Here is an 18,809-nt window from a genome sequence, read left to right as displayed (position 1 = left end):
GGTATTAATGGGTATCATAGGAGATTCTCATGAGCGTTTCATTTATTGGATTAAGCATACTGTTCTTTGGGTTCTACGCACTGTTGTCGAACTTCAAAAAGCAAAAGAAAAGTTTTAACTTCCGCGTACTCAGTGCGCTCGCTGCCGGCTTGTTGTTCGGTGGTGCAATTCAACTGGTTTTTGGTGTCGGCAACGTCGCGACATCTGGCTTTGCTGAACTAATTTCAGTGTTCGGTAAAGGCTATATCAAACTTCTACAAATGATCGTTATCCCGCTCGTATTCGTGGCTATGATCTCTTCGATCATGAACGTTGAAGGTGGTGGTGCACTGTCTCGTATCGCACCAAAAATCATCGGTATTCTACTTTTCACTTGTGCAATCTCAGCAGCCGTTGGTATCGCGAGTATTTACCTATTTGGTATCGATGCAAATGCGCTAGTGAGCACAATCGGCACCAACAGTGCAATTGAAGCACGCGGCGATTCATTGGTAGCAACACAAGATGCAATGGCGAGTAGCGGTCTGTCTGGTATGGCGCTATCTATCATCCCAACCAACATCTTTGACATGCTAACAGGCTCTCAGCGTACCTCGACACTATCGACAGTATTGTTCGGTATGTTCCTTGGCTACTGCATCCTACAAGTGAAAAACCGTAAGCCTGAGAAAGTGCAAAACTTCGTTGATTTCATCAACTCTGCAAAAGAAGTTGTACTGTCAATGGTACGTGAAATCTTGAAGCTAACGCCTTATGGTGTATTCGCTCTGATGACAACCTTCATGATGACCAACGACCTATTCGCACTCGCTGAAATGGGCCGTTTCTTGCTAGCAAGCTACGTGGCAATCGGCGTGATGTTCGGCATCCACTTCGTGATGGTATCGATGTTCGGCCTTTCTCCAGCCAAGTTCATGAAGAAAATCTGGCCAGTGCTAGTATTCGGCTTTGGTTCTCGCTCAAGCATGGCGGCAATCCCACTAAACGTTGAAACACAAACTCAACGCCTAGGCGTAGATGAAGAAACGGCAAATATGTCAGCAACATTTGGTACCAGTATCGGTCAGAACGGTTGTGCGGGTATCTATCCAGCAATGCTAGCTATCATGGCGGCTCAAGTAATGGGTATGCCAGTTGACCTAGGCTTCATCCTACAACTGATTGCTGTTATCGCGATTGCTTCATTCGGTATCGCAGGTGTTGGTGGCGGTGCAACGTTTGCAGCAGTAGCAGTACTAACCATTATGGGTCTAGATATCACAGTAGTAGCAATTCTAGTGTCTATTGAAGCTCTGATTGACATGGCGCGTACCGCGCTAAACATCTCAGGCTCTATGTTGTCTGGTGTTCTAACAGCTAAGAAAAACGGCTCACTGAACACAGAACAATACGATGCTGATGTAGCTGCAACAGTTTCAAAAGAAGCAGCAGTATAATCCCCGCGTTTAATTAAGAGCACTCCCATGGGTGCTCTTCTGTTTTTCCTGAGTTCAGGTTATTTAGGTAATAAATATGAAAGTTGTTGTTATAGGCGGTAGCGCCGCTGGTATGAGTTTCGCAGCTAAGTACAAACGTAATCAACCGTCAGACGAAGTCATTGTTCTCGATAAACGCAGTTACATCTCATTTGGCGCATGTGGTTTACCCTACTTTGCGGGTGGCATGTTTGACGACACAGAACGCATGATTTCTCGTACACCAGAACAAGCGATTAGATCTGGCTTAGACGTTCGTATTGAAACAGAAATGGTCGCACTAGACCGCGTTGAAAAGCAGATTAAAGTCCGTCATAAAGGCGAAGAGAGTATCATCGATTACGATATGGTGGTGATTGCTACAGGCGCGCGTCCAATCGTTCCTTCGCTCGGTGAATACAACTCAGAACACGTATATACACTGACAAGCATGGAAGATGGCTTAGCAGTTAAGGAAGCTTTGAAAGACAGTGACAAACAACGAGTGTGCGTAATTGGCGCTGGTTTTATAGGTCTAGAAGTATTCGACGCAGCACATGGCCTCGACAAGCACGTAACCATCATCGAACGTGAACAGCACATCATGAGCCGCCAGTTCAGTCCAGAGATCATTGAAGTAGTTGAAGGGGCAATTAGAGAATCAGGTGCAGACCTGAAAACAGGGTGCAGCGTGTCTGCAATTCGTAATGCAGAGCAAGGCGGTTACATTGTAGAAACCGACAACGGCAATGTTGAAGCAGACGTTGTGATCATGTCACTTGGTTTCAAACCAAACACAGAAGCATTCGAGTTACCAAAAGCAGCGAACGGCGCACTACTAGTCGATGAGTTTGGCGCAACAGAAGATGCGCACATTTACGCTGTTGGCGACTGTGCCGTGGTTCACCACATGGCGCTAGGCAAATCAGTGTATGTCCCACTGGCAACCACTGCCAACAAGCAAGCGCGCATGATGGCTGACAAACTTGCAGGCAAAGACACTTACATGAGTGGTTTCTTGGGCTCGTCTTGCTTGAAAGTGCTGGACTACGAACTTGCATGCACTGGCGTATCGGAACTTCTAGCTAAAGAACACGGTTTGGAAGTGAAGGTTTCAACCATTTCAGATAAGAACCAAACCGACTACTACCCAGGCCAAGAAGACATTAAAGTGAAGCTGGTTTACCACCCAGAAACTAATGTGCTGCTTGGTGGCGAAATCGTTGGCAAGAAGGGCGCAGTAGGACGAATCAATGCACTCGCTGTTGCCATCACTGCGAAGATGACTACACAGCAACTAGGTTACATGGACTTCTGCTACGCACCACCGTTCGCACGTACTTGGGATGCATTAAACGTGGCGGGTAACGTGGCAAAATAAGCCATGTCTAATTAACTACATTCAAGAATACTAAAGCAGAGCCTAAATGCTCTGCTTTTTAATATCTTAAGCCTAAAGCTTCCCCTTATCGCGAACGATACTGCTCAATTTTTCATAACAAATACAAATTGTTCTTGGCGACAAGGTATCAATGAAAATTATGTTTCCCCTACGATGTAACCAAATCCCCCTCTTAGCTCCATTAACAATAATTCACATTGATACGAAATATGTCCTCTTCTTGCTATTTATTGTCTCTATCTTGTTACTTGTCAAAATTTGAGCGCTATATAATTTACACCTCTAATTTATCAATGAGGTGTCATTTTTCATATGTTTTCACAGCACATAAAAAATAATATTAAGAAGTCGATTTCATTAATTTTTATTTTATTCATTATAATTCCATCATTAACTGCATGTGGTGGCGGGGGCGGTGATAGCAAGGATGATTCACATACAAAGAGATTAGAAAAGATCACCATCGAAGAAGTCTCTCAAAATAATATCCTAGACTCTAACGAGGCTTTATTAGATACAACATTAACATTTAAAGCAATCGGGTATTATGATGATAATAGCACTAGTGATATCACATCATCAGTAGAGTGGATCAGTAGTGAACCTGAGTTCGCCAGCTTTGATAAACCAGCACAATTAAAGACACTTCAAACCGGACAAACAACTATTATCGCAAAAGCAACTAATATTAGTGCCACTTGGTCACTCTCTATATTAGAGCCTGTCGCGATTACAATTTCACCTCGGGTCCAAGCATTAGGTTTCGATAATGACCAAATAGCTTATGTACCAAATGGAACCTCGATAACACTAGATTGTATCGTGGAGTGGAGTGACAATTCAAAACGTGATGGCACAAATTATGTTTCATGGACTCTAGATAACAGAATTTTCTCTCAAAGCTCGTCTGAAAAAAATCGTTTCAAAGCTACAGGAAACGTTGGTGAGATCACAAGTTTAACGGCTAACTTTGATGATTTTACAAGTAATAGTGTTTCATTAGAAATAAGCGATGCGATGCTAAAAGAGATTATTATTAGCCCAACCACTAACTCTGAGAAGACAACTCAATTAAGCAGCGCTTTGTACGGAACAAGCCGAGAGTTTACTGCAGTGGGCGTCTATCAAGATCCAAGAGATGACCAGGTAAAGCATATTGATATCACAAAAGATGTAAAATGGGTTTCAAGTGAACCAGATATATTCAATAATGCTGAGGGCGCCAATATTTTTACGGCTGATAGTGAAGTAGGTAAAAGCAAGGCTACTATATCTGCAAGAATGTTTGATGTCGAAAGTAATCCACAAGAAATAATAATTTCTGATGCCACATTGGAATACATTGAAATTACTGGAACAGGCAATTTCGATAATTTGGTTAACAATATTGAATTTTCACTTTCCGCAATCGGTCATTATAAGATAAATAAAGAAGATAACAAAAAAATCACGGCTGATATTACACCCTTTGTGGACTGGTTAAGCTCAGATGATAATGTGCTAAAACAGACTGGGCATAATAGTTTCGTGCCAATAAAAGAGTCTAACAACATATCCGTCACTGCAGAAATTAATGATAAAGGTTTTAAGGTATCGAAAAAATTTAACGTTGTTGCGGGGAAACTAAAAAACATTACAATTTCAGAAATACATAACTACCCTCACTACCCAATTACAAATACCATTCCATATAATAAGAGTCGAACTTACAAGGCTATCGGAGAGTACACTGTCGATAAATCCAATAATACTGTATCGTTAGATATCACAGATAATGTCAAATGGCAGCTAGATCAAGAAGACAAAGCTTTTTATTTATCAGGCAGTACTGTACTTGCTATTTCGCATGACAAGAGCTCAGCGGCTATATTTGCCATCGGCGACAATAAAACAAAAGTAACCAGTAACATTATAAAGCTCGCTAACATCGACTTTAATAAAACATTTACCTTAGGAAAGCTTGAATACAGCTTATCTGAGTTAATGATACAATCAACTTCCCCCTATAATTCCCCCTATTATGAAAATGGTCTTTGGTGGGGTCTCGGGACATGGCAGGATTCTTTTGATAGTTGTGCAGGCCAGGATAAAAGGCTAGCTTCAGTAGAAGAATTACAAACTATTCAGTCGACTATAGGTGATGTTAGTAACGCTTTTGGCTGGCCAGTCGGTAATGGTGGACTTGAATATTGGACTAAGAATAGTGGAAAAGCAGCGAGCAGTCATATTAGTAAAAATATGAATATTTTTGGTGGAAGTTATGAAGAAGGGGACTGGGTAACTAACGCTAGTATTTGTGTATCAGATATTAATTAAAAACATCCCTTAGCCTGCAAGTAATTAAAAGCCAGTTGGTATCCACCAACTGGCTTTATTTGTTCTTAGCAGCATGCTTCTTTTCGATGTCTATCAGTCACGTAAGGGTGATGAGTGGATGTAGAAAACGGTAACTGTAACTCCTATATTAGAAAGCAGACGTACCCTACTAGCAGAGCGTAGATACTCTGAATCACGTCATTCATCAATCTCACGGCAGTGTCCTCTCCCCCTTCCATCGAACGCTTAGGTTGCTTGGTAGTACTTACGCGCACATACAAATACGTTTAAAACGTGTTAGGCAGCTTTGTGGAAAGCATACAAAAAGCTCGATTCTAAACGCGCCTTTACGTCTCAGATGTATCAAGGTAACTATCCGCGATCATATAGCACTCAATACACCAAGCGCCTCTACAGTACAGAAAGCCAACCATAGAATCTTTAAGTGTATGATGCCTGTACAACTTATTACATCGCGTCCTGCGCTTCATGTAGATGTAATCAACATACGTCGTCAATGGGCCCACAACGCAACTAACAAGCTCATAGAGCAGCTAGACTGAACCATCTACATGCAGACCGTACGCCAATAGAGCTTTGAATAATATAGATTTTAGATACAAAAAAGCCCGCTGATTTCTCAGCGGGCTTTCTAATGGTGGTGGAGGGATAGGGATTTGAACCCTAGAACCGCTATTAACGGTTGCCGGTTTTCAAGACCGGTGCTTTCGACCACTCAGCCATCCCTCCAACAAATTTACATCAACAGATTAGTACACTGTTGAGGTTGTTATTTGCTATGCAAATAACGAAATTAAAGCCTGGCGATGTCCTACTCTCACATGGGGAAGCCCCACACTACCATCGGCGCTATTGTGTTTCACTTCTGAGTTCGGCATGGAATCAGGTGGGTCCACAATGCTATGGTCGCCAAGCAAAATTTTGCTTTTACTTTCAGCTTTTTTTAAAACTGAAGGCAAAATAATCTGGAAAGCTGTTTATTGTTCTCTCAAACTCATTCAAGCGTTTGTATCTTTGAGTCCATCAAAACCCCTTGGGTGTTGTATGGTTAAGCCTCACGGGCAATTAGTACAGGTTAGCTCAACGCCTCACAGCGCTTACACACCCTGCCTATCAACGTTCTAGTCTTGAACAACCCTTTAGGACGCTTAAAGCGCCAGGGAAAACTCATCTCAGGGCTCGCTTCCCGCTTAGATGCTTTCAGCGGTTATCGATTCCGAACTTAGCTACCGGGCAATGCCATTGGCATGACAACCCGAACACCAGAGGTTCGTCCACTCCGGTCCTCTCGTACTAGGAGCAGCCCCCTTCAATTTTCCAACGCCCACGGCAGATAGGGACCGAACTGTCTCACGACGTTCTAAACCCAGCTCGCGTACCACTTTAAATGGCGAACAGCCATACCCTTGGGACCGACTTCAGCCCCAGGATGTGATGAGCCGACATCGAGGTGCCAAACACCGCCGTCGATATGAACTCTTGGGCGGTATCAGCCTGTTATCCCCGGAGTACCTTTTATCCGTTGAGCGATGGCCCTTCCATTCAGAACCACCGGATCACTATGACCTGCTTTCGCACCTGCTCGAATTGTCATTCTCGCAGTCAAGCGGGCTTATGCCATTGCACTAACCTCACGATGTCCAACCGTGATTAGCCCACCTTCGTGCTCCTCCGTTACTCTTTGGGAGGAGACCGCCCCAGTCAAACTACCCACCAGGCACTGTCCGTAACCCCGATTCAGGGGCCAACGTTAGAACATCAACACTACAAGGGTGGTATTTCAAGGACGACTCCACCACATCTGGCGACGCGGTTTCAAAGTCTCCCACCTATCCTACACATGTAGGGTCAATGTTCAGTGCCAAGCTGTAGTAAAGGTTCACGGGGTCTTTCCGTCTAGCCGCGGGTACACTGCATCTTCACAGCGATTTCAATTTCACTGAGTCTCGGGTGGAGACAGCGTGGCCATCATTACGCCATTCGTGCAGGTCGGAACTTACCCGACAAGGAATTTCGCTACCTTAGGACCGTTATAGTTACGGCCGCCGTTTACCGGGGCTTCGATCAAGAGCTTCGACCGAAGTCTAACCCCATCAATTAACCTTCCGGCACCGGGCAGGCGTCACACCGTATACGTCATCTTACGATTTTGCACAGTGCTGTGTTTTTAATAAACAGTTGCAGCCACCTGGTATCTGCGACTCTCGTCTGCTCCATCCGCAAGGGACTTCACTGATAAGAGCGTACCTTCTCCCGAAGTTACGGTACCATTTTGCCTAGTTCCTTCACCCGAGTTCTCTCAAGCGCCTTGGTATTCTCTACCCGACCACCTGTGTCGGTTTGGGGTACGATTCCTTACAATCTGAAGCTTAGAGGCTTTTCCTGGAAGCATGGCATCAATGACTTCACTACCGTAGTAGCTCGACATCGTATCTCAGCGTTAAGAAGAACCGGATTTACCTAATTCTTCCGCCTACGTACTTGAACCTGGACAACCGTCGCCAGGCCCACCTAGCCTTCTCCGTCCCCCCATCGCAATTGTAAGAAGTACGGGAATATTAACCCGTTTCCCATCGACTACGCCTTTCGGCCTCGCCTTAGGGGTCGACTTACCCTGCCCCGATTAACGTTGGACAGGAACCCTTGGTCTTCCGGCGAGGGAGTTTTTCACTCCCTTTATCGTTACTCATGTCAGCATTCGCACTTCTGATACCTCCAGCAGCCCTTACAGACCACCTTCAACGGCTTACAGAACGCTCCCCTACCCCACACACATAAGTGTGTAGCCGCAGCTTCGGTGTATAGCTTAGCCCCGTTACATCTTCCGCGCAGGCCGACTCGACCAGTGAGCTATTACGCTTTCTTTAAATGATGGCTGCTTCTAAGCCAACATCCTGGCTGTCTGAGCCTTCCCACATCGTTTCCCACTTAGCTATACTTTGGGACCTTAGCTGGCGGTCTGGGTTGTTTCCCTCTCCACGACGGACGTTAGCACCCGCCGTGTGTCTCCCGGATAGTACTTACTGGTATTCGGAGTTTGCAAAGGGTTGGTAAGTCGGGATGACCCCCTAGCCTTAACAGTGCTCTACCCCCAGTAGTATTCGTCCGAGGCGCTACCTAAATAGCTTTCGGGGAGAACCAGCTATCTCCAGGTTTGATTGGCCTTTCACCCCTAGCCACAAGTCATCCGCTAATTTTTCAACATTAGTCGGTTCGGTCCTCCAGTTGATGTTACTCAACCTTCAACCTGCCCATGGCTAGATCACCTGGTTTCGGGTCTAATCCTAGCAACTGTACGCCCAGTTAAGACTCGGTTTCCCTACGGCTCCCCTAAACGGTTAACCTTGCTACTAAAATTAAGTCGCTGACCCATTATACAAAAGGTACGCAGTCACACCACGAAGGTGCTCCTACTGCTTGTACGTACACGGTTTCAGGTTCTATTTCACTCCCCTCACAGGGGTTCTTTTCGCCTTTCCCTCACGGTACTGGTTCACTATCGGTCAGTCAGTAGTATTTAGCCTTGGAGGATGGTCCCCCCATATTCAGACAGGATATCACGTGTCCCGCCCTACTCGTTTTCACTGATGATGAGATGTCGACTACGGGGCTATCACCCTTTATTGCGGCACTTTCCAGAGCCTTCGTCTGTCTCATTAAAAGCTTAAGGGCTAATCCAATTTCGCTCGCCGCTACTTTCGGAATCTCGGTTGATTTCTCTTCCTCGGGGTACTTAGATGTTTCAGTTCCCCCGGTTTGCCTCTTGCTGCTATGTATTCACAACAAGATACTTACTTATGTAAGTGGGTTTCCCCATTCGGAAATCCCAGACTCAAATGACTTTTACTGTCTAATCTGGGCTTATCGCAAGTTAATACGTCCTTCATCGCCTCTGACTGCCAAGGCATCCACCGTGTACGCTTAGTCACTTAACCATACAACCCGAAGAGGTCTTATGTATGGCATTTGCTTTCACTTTTAAAAAGTGAAGACAAAACAGCAACCAAGGTTTTTGGTTGTAACAAGAAGGGTTAGTTCTTATTACGTGTTTGCCGGACTCAATATGATTCAAACGAATTTGAATCGAATACAAGACACTTGAATGTGTTTGTGTTGTGTTTATCTAAAAGATAAACATTGAGAACTTTTAATTTGATTAACTCTAAGAGTTAATCAGTCAGCTTTCCAAATTGTTAAAGAGCAGATTTTCTAACGAAAACCATTTTTAAGAACACTTAGCAAATGTGCTTAAAGATGGTGGGCGATACCGGGCTCGAACCAGTGACCCCCTGCTTGTAAGGCAGGTGCTCTCCCAACTGAGCTAATCGCCCATGATAGTTTTAATTCCTTCATGGAGAAAGAATGGTGGAGCTATGCGGGATCGAACCGCAGACCTCCTGCGTGCAAGGCAGGCGCTCTCCCAGCTGAGCTATAGCCCCATATTTTATTTCCTTGGGAGGAAATGGTGGGCGATACCGGGCTCGAACCAGTGACCCCCTGCTTGTAAGGCAGGTGCTCTCCCAACTGAGCTAATCGCCCACTAAAAGTTTTAATTCCTTCGTGGAGAAAGAATGGTGGGTCGTGCAGGATTCGAACCTGCGACCAATTGATTAAAAGTCAACTGCTCTACCAACTGAGCTAACGACCCAATGGTATCCCGTAGGGGAGTCGAACCCCTGTTACCGCCGTGAAAGGGCGGTGTCCTAGGCCTCTAGACGAACGGGACACTGCTAATTTATCTCCACTTTAAAAAGTAGAAACAAACTTCGAAGAACTTGGGAGTTCTTCAACTCTTTTCTTTTCTAAACCATATCAATCTGTGTGGACACTTATCGTGAACATCTTCGTATAAGGAGGTGATCCAGCCCCAGGTTCCCCTAGGGCTACCTTGTTACGACTTCACCCCAGTCATGAACCACAAAGTGGTGAGCGTCCTCCCGAAGGTTAAACTACCCACTTCTTTTGCAGCCCACTCCCATGGTGTGACGGGCGGTGTGTACAAGGCCCGGGAACGTATTCACCGTAGCATTCTGATCTACGATTACTAGCGATTCCGACTTCATGGAGTCGAGTTGCAGACTCCAATCCGGACTACGACGCACTTTTTGGGATTCGCTCACTCTCGCAAGTTTGCAGCCCTCTGTATGCGCCATTGTAGCACGTGTGTAGCCCTACTCGTAAGGGCCATGATGACTTGACGTCGTCCCCACCTTCCTCCGGTTTATCACCGGCAGTCTCCCTGGAGTTCCCGACATTACTCGCTGGCAAACAAGGATAAGGGTTGCGCTCGTTGCGGGACTTAACCCAACATTTCACAACACGAGCTGACGACAGCCATGCAGCACCTGTCTCAGAGCTCCCGAAGGCACACCTGCGTCTCCGCTGGCTTCTCTGGATGTCAAGAGTAGGTAAGGTTCTTCGCGTTGCATCGAATTAAACCACATGCTCCACCGCTTGTGCGGGCCCCCGTCAATTCATTTGAGTTTTAATCTTGCGACCGTACTCCCCAGGCGGTCTACTTAACGCGTTAGCTCCGAAAGCCACGGCTCAAGGCCACAACCTCCAAGTAGACATCGTTTACGGCGTGGACTACCAGGGTATCTAATCCTGTTTGCTCCCCACGCTTTCGCATCTGAGTGTCAGTATCTGTCCAGGGGGCCGCCTTCGCCACTGGTATTCCTTCAGATCTCTACGCATTTCACCGCTACACCTGAAATTCTACCCCCCTCTACAGTACTCTAGTTCACCAGTTTCAAATGCAGTTCCGAGGTTGAGCCCCGGGCTTTCACATCTGACTTAATGAACCACCTGCATGCGCTTTACGCCCAGTAATTCCGATTAACGCTCGCACCCTCCGTATTACCGCGGCTGCTGGCACGGAGTTAGCCGGTGCTTCTTCTGTTGCTAACGTCAAGAGATGCCGCTATTAACGACACCCCCTTCCTCACAACTGAAAGTACTTTACAACCCGAAGGCCTTCTTCATACACGCGGCATGGCTGCATCAGGCTTTCGCCCATTGTGCAATATTCCCCACTGCTGCCTCCCGTAGGAGTCTGGACCGTGTCTCAGTTCCAGTGTGGCTGATCATCCTCTCAGACCAGCTAGGGATCGTCGCCTTGGTGAGCCATTACCTCACCAACTAGCTAATCCCACCTAGGCATATCTTGACGCGAGAGGCCCGAAGGTCCCCCTCTTTGGCCCGTAGGCATTATGCGGTATTAGCCATCGTTTCCAATGGTTATCCCCCACATCAAGGCAATTTCCTAGGCATTACTCACCCGTCCGCCGCTCGACGCCGTTATCGTTCCCCGAAGGTTCAGATAACTCGTTTCCGCTCGACTTGCATGTGTTAGGCCTGCCGCCAGCGTTCAATCTGAGCCATGATCAAACTCTTCAATTTAAGATTTTGTGACTCAATGAATACTGATTACATTCTCTTCGCTTAATAAAAAGCCAAGTAATGTTGAATTGACTGTGCCGAATCTTACGATTCGAATTGGTCACTCAGTTCATTGAAATCAATGTGATTCCTAAGAATCAATTTTGATATTCATCAACGAGTGCCCACACAGATTGATAGGTTTAAATTGTTAAAGAGCTTTGCTTATCGAAACTTTCTTTTTACAAAGAAACCCTTGAAAGCGGACGTGAATTCTATCGATTTAATCTTAAGTGTCAAACACTTTTTAAAATTAATTTCTTTCGAACTTTCCGTCTTACTGATTACTGCTGAAGCCTTGTGGCGTCTGCCGTGTCAGTGAGGCGGCATTATAGAGATCATCGAAAACATGGCAACCCCTTTTTTGATAAAAATTCAAAAAAACTGTTTAAGTGTTTACTTTTACGTCAAAAGGCTCTTTCGTCGCTCAAAGCTCATACAATAACAGGCATATTCCTCAAAACTTTGTGATTAAATCTCTCGAAAAGGATTCTATATCTAACTCTATACCCCATTTTTTACTCAGCTCTACGATGTTATCTAGGGAGTTCTGCACCGTCGTTATCGTCAATGTGTTGTTATCTAGGTCGTATACTTGTTTTTGTGTGGTGTAATAGAAGTACAGAATGACCAACGCATCTTGGTCACCTTGCTCAGCCTTCGGTTGAATTCGTTTTAGTTTTCGATAAATTTGATTGTGGATTTGTTTTAGGTTCCACACGTACACCGCTTCCTTGAAGTATTCATGTCCTTTTACGCGACTCGCAATAAAAGCATTTAGCGCTACAGACAAGATCACTCCAAGCACGTTTAAATGGAAATTGCCCGTTGATTCACCAGCAATCGAATCTGTTGTGCCAAATAAGTCAATCAGTATGGTGCCGAATACGATAGCAAACACTGCAAGTGATCCAACTAAACCCACCAACAACAGGTTCATCTTCTTTCTATATTCTTCTTTATCTATTTTCTGCAACTTCATCGACTACTTCCTTCAGCAAGCCTCCTAATAATTTGCGCATACTATCTATGTAAACAATCGGTCGCTTCAACCTTTACCATCTTGTAATGTGGTCATTCTCTATTTAATACGTTGAGTTCTTGAAGTTAGCGCTATAAGCAACTCTATTTGACTTCATTAATAGAAAAGAGTTACATACCGCCACAATTTTGGTTATTCATCAATTCATGTTGCTAAAGCTCGTTTCGCTTTATCACATACTGACAAGGTACATTCTATGCGTTCATTTGTATTACGCGCTCGCGCAGCCCCTACGGAGAGTAAACTTATCTTAGAAGGCGTTGGACAAGATGCTCATACTGAGATTCTGGCTCATACTCTGATGAACACGATCTTCGTTGCCCAGTCTCACCGCGAGAATGTCACCGTACACCTTGTATTAGAAAGTACTAAAGACTTTTCACGTACAATTACATTCGATTCAAACGAAATCACTAACATTGGTGGTTTCCATGAGTCGGCGTTGTTGTCAGCGGTAGTAAGAGCGGTTGACGCTTCCCAAGGTATGACTAAAGAACAGACGCGTCAGGTTGAACCGGGCATCACAGTTCGTACTATGAGTTTTGAAAAGCTAGTTAAAGAACTGGCTGAAGACCACCAGCTGTACATGATGGATAAAAAAGGTGACTTTATCCGTGATGCAGAGATTGCTGAAAACCCATGTTTCCTTTTGACTGATCACATCCCTATGCCTAAGAAAAGCTACAACAGCTTAAAGCGCCTAGGTACAGAGAAAATCAGCTTAGGTCCAAACATGCTATTCGCTTCTCAGTGTGTCGTGTTAATCAACAACGAATTGGATATCCGCGGTTTCTAAACCAACGGAATACAGAAAAAATGGAGCATTCATAGCTCCATTTTGCTATTCAAACTAGTTACCGCCGCAACTAAAATCGAGCTTCAACAGTCATCCCTTCAACCCAATACTCTTCTGGTGGTGCTGTAATAAAGTCCAATACAACTTTCAAATACGCAGGCTGGCCTTCAAACGGGCTTACTAACTGGCTTGGTAATTTACTCACAACTTCCACAGAATCTGACACTTCAGCGTCAAACGAGCTACCGTTAGGAAACTTTACCAACACATTTGCTCCTTTTACCGCGTCTTCTAAATATTTAGGGTCTAGGTAAGCCACGATATGAGGAACGGTATTTGGGGCTATTGTCACTAGCTCATCGCCTTCAAAAACACGCTGCCCCTCGACAACATGTATATCAACAACACGTCCTGCATATGGCGACTTTATGGAAAGCTCTTGCTCTTCCACACGCTTGAGCGCAAGGTCTTTCATTAATGAGCGTCTAGCCATACTTACTGGCCCTGCCAACTTTCGCTCCTTTTCGGCCAATTTAGCATTGTGATAATCAAGCTTTTGTTGGTTCAATTGATTATTTAGCGAATTACCCATCCCTACAATGCTCGCATAGTCAACATCAGATACTTGACCTTTTTTACGATATTCTTCATAGCGTTTCTGAATCTGCTGTACTTTAATTAGGTTCCGACGTGTTTCTGCCATACCATTCAAGTGCAATGCTTCCATTTCGCTTGATAAATCATCTTTTAGTCCCAAAAGTTCCGCATGTATAAACTCAATCTGTGCTTCGATTTCCAAATTCGTCAATTGAATTGCAGTCTGTTCTCTATCCATTTGAGTCCCGTCTTCTATGGGAATCGGCCCAACAATACCTGCAACCTTAGCAGTTAAAGTAACTGGATAAGATGTAATAATAGCCGGAGCAATTACGAGAAAGTTTGTCTTCAAGAAAAAATAAGCCACGAATAAAAGCGGACTTATTACCAAGCTCAATATCAAATACCAACGAAAGCGATAGCCCCCTCTTTTAGCTTGTCCGTAAGCAACCTTTACGCCGTCATCCGATTGAGGTTTGTTTTTCTTATCCAGATGAAACTTTACTTTCATTGCTAAAACCTTTTGCCTTTTTTCAATACCCACCAAGGAGCCATACTCGACTCTTCGTGACTTCTTCTAAATAATTCATTAATCATGGAGAACGCAGTAATCAAGCGCATAAAAAACTGATAAAAAGGATAAAGGGGTAGCCATTTAGCCATTCTTAGGTCCTCTTTCTCCCTTTCAGAAACTAAACCAATGTAAACAGTAAAAAATAGAACTACGGTAAACAAATACACGCAATAAATTAGAATTATCAATGCAGTAACAAAATCAATTGAGTAGACCCAAAATATATAGAACATAAATACTGATACTAGAATCGGCAGCAATACATTTTGCAAGACACCATAAACGAGAGTGAAGATGAAGTTCCCCCACCCCAATAAACGGGGAGTTAGTCCTTCATTGTGTTTCCTCAAAAACAGAAACAATAAATCTCCGTCCCACCTAAGCCTTTGCTGTACCAATCCTTTCAAGGTATCAGGCACATCAGTATGACCGACAGCTCTTGGTGCAAAAGCCAATCTATTCTTGGGGTAGCGTTTCTTATATTGCTTAAGCCTCATCGTTAAATCCAGGTCTTCAGCCGTATGCGTATCCCAACCTCCAACTTGTTTTAATACATTTTTTCTAAATGCACCAAAGGCTCCAGAAATATTATTTAGCACTCCCCAATTTGAGAGGCCAGTTTTCCCTGCTTGCATAGACAACATATATTCTAAAGACTGCATACGAGTAAGTAAGTTGTCCCGCCAATTTCTCACACGCAACGCGCCACCCGAAGCAATCACATTCTTGTCAGTAAATTGCTTCATCATTTGCAGTGCCATATCGTTATCAAAAGAAGTATCGCCATCAACATTTATAATAAAATCGCCGGTGGCATTATCTAAACCAGCATTCAACGTTGATACTCTTCCTCCTCTTTGCCACTTAGGTATAACTCGAACATTCCGATTTTTTACTGATTGATGTCTCTGCTCACCTCGAATCGCAGCTTGATAAGTATCTTCATTCTGAACTGCACCATCAACTACCGCTAACACTTCAATCTTTCCGGGATATAGTTGCTCAACTAGTGTGTCTATAGTAATTTCAATTGCATCCCCTTCGCCATAACAAGTAATAACGAAAGATATGCTTGGGTATTCTGTTATTTCAATATCGCTATCTGAATAAGACCAACGAAATACTCCTGTTAACACAAGTAAAAAAAGTGGCAGTTCAATAATAATCATCATGGGGAACAACATGAGCCATAGCTCTGTATTTTCAAGTAACATCCCCCAAAAATATTGTTGAAGATTGAGACTATTCGACAGCATAAATTTCGCCGACCTTACTCTCTAACCATGCCCCTACGTCCTCTTTAACCATAGGGTCAGGAAGGCTCCAAGCGAACACATTCAATGTGAAATCATCGTCTTCAATAAGTAGACAAAGAGCTTCTATTTTTTCACGCAGAACATTGATGTGTTCCATCTTTGCTTTAGGCATAAATACGAAAAGAACATCACTTTTGTACTGACAACAAATATCTGAGTCTCGAAACAAACCGTTAAGGCGCTCAGTAATTTGCTCGATCAATGCAAACATTTTTGCATCACCATTCTTAGATACATATTGAGCTAGATCAGGGAGATGTAGTCCTAGGAGAAGGTGCTCTTCTTGATGACGAATAGCGATACGATTTACCCAATCAAGGAGATTTGAAAAATACCCACTGTCTACTTTGCCGCGTAACGTAAGCTCCGGTGCAGATAATTTGACTCCGTGACGGAATATATACTCACCCTGCACACCTAATTTTAATGAATAGATTTTCCTGACAACCAACTGAGCGACATCATTTTTGGCGTCACAACTAAAGCAAACAGCCAGAGTCTCTGCTTCAGAAAAGGAATGAGAACATACGTTACATGAATGAGTCTCCAACGGGCGATCATAATCCACACCAATATGACGAAGTTGAGTTAAACATTTCGGACATTCCAGTTTATGGTTACGTTTAAATTGCCCTTGCTCGGCTACATGACCACAGGTGAAACAATGTAACGAGACACGCTCGGTAATATCAATGTCTTTACATGAAGGGCACACTTCGATGTAATTCAAATGAGCGCTAGCGCAGTCAGAACATACACGGACACGATTGATCAATTCATCATATTCAAACGTGTCACGCTTGGTTTCAGACAAAACAAAACGATATGTAGAACTTAACTCTGGATAATATAAGTCGACTAAAGGGTATGAATATATCGATTTCAGAGCAAGGGACCGATGAGGGACCAGTCGTCGATGTTGCTCTAACCCTAACCACCCAATTAAAGGGTCTAAAGCGTCCATCGATTCAGAAACACTGTTCAACGTTCTATTATGTTGGAGCAGTTCCTCTTCAATAGTCTCTTGATTTAAAACTCCATCAGATAAACAAGCTGATAATTCGCTAGTTTCAAAGACATAAATCTTCCAAGACCAAAACTTTCTGCAACGATGAAGTTGGCTTAATACATCATCTTGTACACTGGCTTCTGTATTTATAACAACTACACCACCTAACAACTCTGGTAGTTGGTCAATATCACTTACTTGTGCAATATCAAATCGGTCTTCCGTATCAACGATTGGGGCACCAAGACAGTAAATTTTTAATTTATCTCTCATTCATTAACTCCATAATTTTGACACTCCCACCGTCAAATAAACGTAACATTCTGAATATTAATGAATGCTATTGGATTGATCGACCTTACACAAATACTAGATATCGATGTAAAAACAATCCAATTATTAACTAAATATATAAAATACCGACGCCATTACATTAACAACACAAAAACATAAGCATCGGTGATAACTTTAAAGTTATAGATAAATCGCACGCTAAAATTGGATAGTCATACATTTCCCAGGCTACTTACATAACTTTCGGAATTACGCCTCTCTAACTCATTAAATCTTATAACTTTCTCATATCACATCTATACTGACTCTAATCTCTAATTATTGGTGTTAAAGGCAAAGGATGAGCGTATTAACCGTGTTCTTCTGTGGTACGGGATCCAATTCAGAAGATAATAATCATAAGAACTATGTGTCTGGCGAGCTGATATCAACATTGGCGAAGAATACTACTGGGCGAGACATGATTGACTATATCCAAGTGGACGGTGTTGGTAGCGGAAACCAAAACGAATGGTTGAAGCAAGGCAAGGACGATACATACTCTACGATTAGAGGGACTCTGCAAGGCAAAGGTATAGATAGCAACATGCGCCATGTATTGAACATCATACGTGGTAACCAACAAGACAAGAATGACTACCTCAAACGAGCTAAAGGATTGCTCAGTGAATCCCGCCCCGCGAAATCTCCTTGGCCTTTTGCAACCAACCAGAAATATCAAGATTGGCTCAAAGATTCAAAAGAGTTAGCCGCCGATCTAAAACACGGTATTGCCGCTCGTCAGCAAAACATAGCGATTGAGCGCCAGAGCAAACCGATCAGCCAAGTGAACATCGTTGGCTGGAGCCGTGGTGGTGTCAGTTGCTTTGAGCTGGCGAACCGTATGCTCAAAGATCCGGAACTTAGCCATATCCCAGTCAATATTTTCGCTTGCGATCCTGTTCCGGGTGGAATGAACGCGTTCAAGGATTACAAGTCACTTGGTAAAAACGTAAAACAGATCGTTTGCGTATTTGCGGAAGACGAACGTTCTCTAGCGTTCAAAGCAAGAATGCCCCGTTTGTCTCGATCAACCCAATATTACACCACCTATATGCCAGGCCGACACGGAACCTTAGTTGGTAATGCCAATACCTCTGGCGGAAGCAAAGGTGCAGGTTTACTGACTGGCCCAGGGCTTGTAACCCGAGACTTTATGGAAAAAGTATTAACAGGATGGGGAACCAAGCTTAAAGGCAGTTCAACACTGAACTTTTCAAGGCAGCGTATTATTGAGTTATACGAACAGATGCGTAGCCACGAAGAATACTTCAATAAAATGCACGGCATAACCTACACCGCTAAGAATCGACTGTTTTGGACAAGCAAAGACCGAATCGGACAGCAGAGAGAGCGTCGCTTTGGTATTCCAATGTATCGTTTTCAGTTTCCCGGTATAACCAATAACTATGGCGATGCAATCAATCGTCACCACTGCGATGTGTTAGCGACCAATGCTTTCGCGACAAAAGGAACCTCTTCTGCACTGCCTAACTCTGTGTAATCTT

General features: G+C 43.8%; 9 protein-coding genes, 6 tRNA genes and 3 rRNA genes. 5 read left to right on the top strand and 13 right to left on the bottom strand.

Annotation, left to right across the window (positions count from 1 at the left end; all coding sequences use genetic code 11):
- Positions 1-29 precede the first annotated feature (29 nt).
- The 3 genes from L0991_21085 to L0991_21075 all read left to right on the top strand — a co-directional run bounded on the left by L0991_21085 (position 30) and on the right by L0991_21075 (position 5,172).
- A complete protein-coding gene (locus L0991_21085; protein XGB64514.1) occupies positions 30-1,436 on the top strand; it encodes a cation:dicarboxylase symporter family transporter in 1,407 nt (468 codons plus the stop codon).
- 76 nt (positions 1,437-1,512) lie between these two features.
- The gene (locus L0991_21080; protein XGB64513.1) at positions 1,513-2,835 is read left to right on the top strand and encodes a CoA-disulfide reductase; all 1,323 of its coding nucleotides are present in this window, start codon (positions 1,513-1,515) and stop codon (positions 2,833-2,835) included.
- Between the two features lie 333 nt (positions 2,836-3,168).
- Positions 3,169-5,172, top strand: coding sequence for a hypothetical protein (locus L0991_21075; protein XGB64512.1), 2,004 nt, complete (start codon positions 3,169-3,171; stop codon positions 5,170-5,172).
- A 659-nt stretch (positions 5,173-5,831) separates the two neighbouring features.
- On the opposite strand, the gene L0991_21070 is transcribed toward L0991_21075, so the two are convergent.
- From L0991_21070 to L0991_21025, 10 genes are all read right to left on the bottom strand, one after another.
- Positions 5,832-5,922: transfer RNA gene (locus L0991_21070), tRNA-Ser, on the bottom strand.
- A 69-nt stretch (positions 5,923-5,991) separates the two neighbouring features.
- Positions 5,992-6,107: ribosomal RNA gene (rrf, locus tag L0991_21065) — 5S ribosomal RNA — on the bottom strand.
- Positions 6,108-6,237: 130 nt separating this feature from the next.
- A 23S ribosomal RNA gene (locus tag L0991_21060) occupies positions 6,238-9,128 on the bottom strand.
- Between the two features lie 320 nt (positions 9,129-9,448).
- Positions 9,449-9,524: transfer RNA gene (locus L0991_21055), tRNA-Val, on the bottom strand.
- Positions 9,525-9,556: 32 nt separating this feature from the next.
- Positions 9,557-9,632, bottom strand: a tRNA-Ala gene (locus L0991_21050).
- Positions 9,633-9,656: 24 nt separating this feature from the next.
- Positions 9,657-9,732, bottom strand: a tRNA-Val gene (locus L0991_21045).
- A 33-nt stretch (positions 9,733-9,765) separates the two neighbouring features.
- Positions 9,766-9,841: transfer RNA gene (locus tag L0991_21040), tRNA-Lys, on the bottom strand.
- A 2-nt stretch (positions 9,842-9,843) separates the two neighbouring features.
- A tRNA-Glu gene (locus L0991_21035) sits at positions 9,844-9,919 on the bottom strand.
- A gap of 123 nt (positions 9,920-10,042) precedes the next feature.
- Positions 10,043-11,595 (bottom strand): 16S ribosomal RNA (locus L0991_21030).
- Together the 16S, 23S and 5S rRNA genes with 6 tRNA genes alongside form the textbook arrangement of a ribosomal RNA operon.
- 496 nt (positions 11,596-12,091) lie before the next feature.
- Positions 12,092-12,616 (bottom strand): DUF3087 domain-containing protein, encoded by a 525-nt coding sequence (locus L0991_21025; protein ID XGB64511.1) that lies wholly within the window; start codon positions 12,614-12,616, stop codon positions 12,092-12,094.
- Positions 12,617-12,872: 256 nt separating this feature from the next.
- Between L0991_21025 and trmY the strand changes: the two genes are divergently transcribed.
- Positions 12,873-13,472 carry a tRNA (pseudouridine(54)-N(1))-methyltransferase TrmY gene (trmY, locus tag L0991_21020; protein ID XGB64510.1) on the top strand — a complete coding sequence of 200 codons (600 nt, stop codon included), beginning with the start codon at positions 12,873-12,875 and terminating at the stop codon, positions 13,470-13,472.
- A gap of 70 nt (positions 13,473-13,542) precedes the next feature.
- Here the strand turns inward: trmY and L0991_21015 are convergent, their stop codons facing one another.
- Genes L0991_21015 through L0991_21005 form a run of 3 tightly spaced genes read right to left on the bottom strand, consistent with a single transcriptional unit; the run spans position 13,543 to position 17,241 of the window.
- Entirely contained in the window at positions 13,543-14,616 is a 1,074-nt protein-coding gene (locus L0991_21015; GenBank protein ID XGB64509.1) for an HlyD family efflux transporter periplasmic adaptor subunit, read from the bottom strand.
- Positions 14,583-15,899, bottom strand: a complete 1,317-nt coding sequence (locus L0991_21010) for a glycosyltransferase (protein ID XGB64508.1) — start codon at positions 15,897-15,899, stop codon at positions 14,583-14,585. The genes L0991_21015 and L0991_21010 overlap by 34 nt, the downstream gene beginning before the upstream one ends.
- The gene (locus L0991_21005; GenBank protein XGB64507.1) at positions 15,886-17,241 is read right to left on the bottom strand and encodes a diguanylate cyclase; all 1,356 of its coding nucleotides are present in this window, start codon (positions 17,239-17,241) and stop codon (positions 15,886-15,888) included. Before L0991_21005 ends, L0991_21010 begins: the two co-directional genes overlap by 14 nt.
- A 361-nt stretch (positions 17,242-17,602) precedes the next feature.
- On the opposite strand from L0991_21005, the gene L0991_21000 reads away from it, so the two are divergent.
- The gene (locus tag L0991_21000; GenBank protein ID XGB64506.1) at positions 17,603-18,805 is read left to right on the top strand and encodes a hypothetical protein; all 1,203 of its coding nucleotides are present in this window, start codon (positions 17,603-17,605) and stop codon (positions 18,803-18,805) included.
- The last annotated feature ends 4 nt before the right edge of the window (positions 18,806-18,809 follow it).

Source organism: Vibrio chagasii (genome assembly GCA_041879415.1).
Classification (GTDB): Bacteria; Pseudomonadota; Gammaproteobacteria; order Enterobacterales; family Vibrionaceae; genus Vibrio.
Note: the sequence above shows the minus strand (reverse complement) of the source record. Positions and strands in the feature narration are given on the sequence as shown.